This is a genomic window from Paenibacillus sp. P4_A7, assembly GCF_056402455.1.
Genome location: NZ_JBFUHJ010000466.1, coordinates 1 through 4,301 on the forward strand (window position 1 = coordinate 1; position 4,301 = coordinate 4,301).

General features: G+C 41.9%; 4 protein-coding genes. 1 reads left to right on the plus strand and 3 read right to left on the minus strand.

Going from position 1 to position 4,301, the window contains the following annotated elements:
* Nucleotides 1–131: 131 nt before the first annotated feature.
* Nucleotides 132–800, minus strand: coding sequence for a potassium channel family protein (locus AC1DWN_RS28925; protein WP_477562337.1), 669 nt, complete (start codon nt 798–800; stop codon nt 132–134).
* 12 nt (nt 801–812) lie between these two features.
* Complete coding sequence (locus AC1DWN_RS28930) at nt 813–2,153, minus strand: TrkH family potassium uptake protein (RefSeq protein ID WP_477562338.1); 1,341 nt, start codon at nt 2,151–2,153, stop codon at nt 813–815.
* A 302-nt stretch (nt 2,154–2,455) separates the two neighbouring features.
* Here AC1DWN_RS28930 and AC1DWN_RS28935 point away from each other — a divergent pair, with 302 nt between their 5' ends.
* Nucleotides 2,456–4,054, plus strand: coding sequence for a CPBP family intramembrane glutamic endopeptidase (locus AC1DWN_RS28935; protein WP_477562339.1), 1,599 nt, complete (start codon nt 2,456–2,458; stop codon nt 4,052–4,054).
* A gap of 46 nt (nt 4,055–4,100) precedes the next feature.
* Here the strand turns inward: AC1DWN_RS28935 and AC1DWN_RS28940 are convergent.
* Nucleotides 4,101–4,301, minus strand: a 201-nt coding sequence (locus AC1DWN_RS28940) for a helix-hairpin-helix domain-containing protein (protein ID WP_477562340.1), incomplete at its 5' end; no start/stop codon positions are given.

Sequence of the window (4,301 nt, forward strand, 5' to 3'; positions counted from 1 at the left end):
AATCTGTGAGGCTGTGGATTAATGAAATGGCTGCCAAGTTTCCATATCAAAAGGAAAGCAGCATATAAAAAAGCTGCTTTCCTTCATCATTTCCAATAATACGCTTCTGAATCCATCCATTACTGCGCCATCTAGCGTATAACGGTTGCCTCAAACTGCTCGATTTGTTCATTTGTACCGATTATAACCATGACATCACTCTCTGTTAGAACATCAGTTGCCGTAGGAGCGATTATGATTCCACCTATCTTATTGATGGCTACAATGCTGCATCCGAATCTAGCACGTGGATTCAAGTCATGCAGCGACTTCCCGTCCAAACACTTCGGAACGGCAAGCTCAGCAATCGTATATTCTTTGGACAGCTCAATATAATCAAGTAAATTTGGCGACACGAGTTGATGTGCCACTCGAATACCCATGTCCCTCTCCGGATATACAACACGATCAACGCCTATTTTCTCAAGTACGCGCCCGTGCAATTCACTAATCGCCTTCGCAACAACCTTCTTCACACCAAGATCCTTAAGTATAATAGCAGTTAAGATGCTAGCTTGAATGTCATCTCCGATAGCTACTACACCACAGTCAAAGTTGCGTACGCCTAATGAGCGAAGCGTTTCTTCATCGGTACTCTCCGCAGCTACTGCATAGGTTAAAACACTGCTCATTTCTTGTACAGCCTCATCATCCTTGTCTACCCCAAGCACCTCGTATCCAAGCTGGACGAGCTCCCGCCCTAAGCTAGACCCGAACCTTCCCAATCCTATAATAACAAACTGATTTTTTTTCGTTGCCACTTTCTTAAACCCCTATCCGATTGTGATTTTGCCTTCTGGATGCCGATACAATTCTTTTTCTGTACGGGGCCCAAGCGCATAAGCGAGCGTCAAAGGACCAAGCCGTCCGGCAAACATCGTTATTGCGATAATAATTTTTCCGACATTAGATAGTYCCGGTGTTACGCCAACCGAGAGACCGACTGTACCGAATGCTGATGTCGCCTCAAATAAGATATTAATAAATGGTTGCTCTTCTGTCATCGATAGCACCATCGTAACGACAATAACGAGTGCCAGAGATAGTAATGTAATGGTTAGAGCTTTAAATATTCGATCTTTACCTAATCTATGGCGGAACAGCACTATATCTTCACGGCCGCGTATCATTGCAAAGACAGCACCGACTAAAGTCATGAAGGTAGTCGTCTTAATACCGCCACCAGTAGAACCAGGTGAAGCTCCAATAAACATTAAAATAATGGTGAAAAACACGGTTGCTTGGCGCAATTGGGTATAGTCAAGCGTATTGGCTCCAGCTGTACGAGGTGTAACCGCCTGGAACAAGGAGGACAAAATTTTGCCGCTCCAATCCAAGGAACCAAGTGTCTTCGTATTGGAAAACTCAAATATAAAAATAACTATAGCGCCGATTGCAATTAATGATCCCGTCATTGAAAGTACAACTTTACTGTGCAGGGTGAGCTTACGTTTTTTACGAAACTCCATAAGGTCAGTCATTACTACAAAACCTAATCCCCCGCTAATAATGAGAAACATACCTGTAAAAGTAACAATCGGATCTGCTACATACATTGTTAAGCTTCTATACCCGCCGAAAATATCAAAGCCAGCGTTATTGAATAAGGAAACGGCGTGAAATGCACCGAAGTATAACGCTTTTCCAATCGGCATATCGAATGCGAATCGAGAAGTGAATAACAACATTCCGATTAGTTCAATTGATAAGGAATAGATAATAACTCGTCGGATCAGCCRAACGATTCCTTCCATACTCGTTTGATTCATCGCCTCTTGAAGCAAGAGCCGTTCCTTTAGTGATATTTTTTTCCTAAGCACAAGCGCAACAAGCGTAGCCATCGTCATAAAACCTAGTCCGCCAAGTTGAAAAAGGATCATTAGTATGACTTGACCAGGTACCGAGAAGTATGTTCCTGTATCGACAACGACGAGACCGGTCACACAGGTTGCCGATGTCGCAGTGAATAGCGCGTCCAAAAAAGGAAGACGCTCACCTGTTGTCGATGAAAAAGGCATAGACAGCAACAAAGCACCTATTAATATAATAAGTGCAAATCCGCTAACCAGTATGCGCGGCGGTGACCATTTCAATAAACTCCATTTCAATTTCATCCATCAGCCTTCTTCTCATCAATGTTCTCAAGTGCTACACGATTATAATCTAAAGCAGGTACGGATCAAAGCTTACATAAAGCTCAAAAGAGGTGATATTAAGGCAAAAAGGGGCAATGCTGCAAGGTAACAGCTTGATTACTTGAAGAATATCATTATTTCTAATGTTTTCAACTGTATCCACTTATTCTGTTAATATCATTCGATCATTATTCAAAAACGGTGTGACTGGATAATTTAGGGATCAATGTGATATGGTAATGAAATGAGCAATATCTATTCTATCCAGTTGAGGTGAACGAATGATTGACTCCATCAAACCAAATGAGTGGAAACGTTTTTTATGGGCATCTATTGCTTGCTTCATTATTTTTGTAAGTATAGAAATTGTTCCTATGATTGCTTCTATTTCATCCGGCGAGTTTGAAACACATGTCATCAAGAAATCTGAAGCAGAAGATAAGGCAACTCTCTTCGTGGAAGAATATACCGGACTTAAGGTGAAGTCCGCAAAGGCTATTCATCAAACTGATAAAATAATGAATGGTTATCTTGCCAAAGAAGATCTTGTAAAAACATACTCTGACCAATATGGTAAACATTTTCCAACAGATACTTATCAGGTTGAACTCAAGTTCATTAATGGCGGCAGAGGTACTGTCCATGTACATATGCAAGATACACAGGTTGTTTCTTGGAACCTCCGAGTTGGCGGAGATGAATTGCCGGACAATCAACAATCTAAGCTGGTATCCTCTTTCTTGAACGAGCAAGGTTTCCGCACAGAAGAAATACAAAATAATATGAGGTTTCACCCAAATGGCGAATGGGGCTTGGCCCCCGCAGGTTACAGCATCGATGATGCAAAGCTAGCTATAGACTTAAAAGTACAGTCTGTGAATGGAGAATCCCTCGTCACAATGTATAAACCTGCATTTACAGCACCTTCTGATTATATTAAGTATGTGAATGGACAGGATAAATTAGCAGGACTACTTACCGGGTTTGGCTATATGTTCATGAGCTTCGCCTTGTTTGTATTATCTATTATTTACGCAGTGCTGTATCGAAAATTCACTTCTTTTAAGTACGGAATTATACTCACCATCATTTTCTTTATTACTTATATAATAATGAACCTCAACATGCTTGATGGTATTCGCGCTTCGATGGGCGAAAACGCTAGTGATCAAATGGTCGTTATTACCGCCATTTTTACTGTCTTGTTTACAATTCCAATGGCAGGGTCGGTTTATATCGCACTCGTGGCTGGGGACGGCCTTTGGAAAGCGCAAGGACGCGATCTGTGGCCTCGGTTCGGTCAGCCGGGATACGGTGATCATGTATGGCGCAGCATGGGCTTATCCTACATTTTTGCCATTATTTTATTCGCATTACAAGCTGTAATCTTCATTGCATTAAAATTTTCAATCGGAACTTGGGGAACCAGTGATGCAACGCAGTCTCCCTATAACATGGGCATATTATGGCTGATGCCCGTACTCGCTTGGGCTGCCGCCATTTCAGAGGAAGCTGTATTTCGATTTTTCGGTATTGGATTGTTCCGCAGATGGTTCAAAAACACATTCGCCGCAGCAATATTGCCAACACTTTTCTGGGCACTTGGACATGTCACCTATCCCTTTTATCCGTCCACGACCAGGCTAATTGAGCTGATGATTATAGGTCTTATATTCAGCTTTATATTCGTAAGATACGGTTTCATTACATCGATGTTTACACATGCCATTTTTAACAGTGTCTCAGTAAGCATCTCGTTAATAACAATTGGAACAGCTCCTAACATTATTTCTGCCGTAGTATTTACACTGCTTCCGATTCCGATCGCTTATTTCTTGAAATATTTTCACAACAAGCGCAAACGGATCTCCTCTACTTAGGGGGCCAGCACTGCAAGGAGTAATAAAAAAAGGGTCGAACCGTTGATTACAACGGATCTTCCCTAAGCGCGGCAATAATTTGCGAAGCAAGCTTTTCACCTATAGATAGAGGCCGGAAGTCTTCGACTGAGGCCTCTTTTATTTTTTTGATGGAGCCAAAATGCTTAAGGAGAAGCTTGCGTCTCTTTTCACCTATGCCTGATATGGAATCGAGCTTAGACTCCACCATTGATTTGCCGCGCTGCTC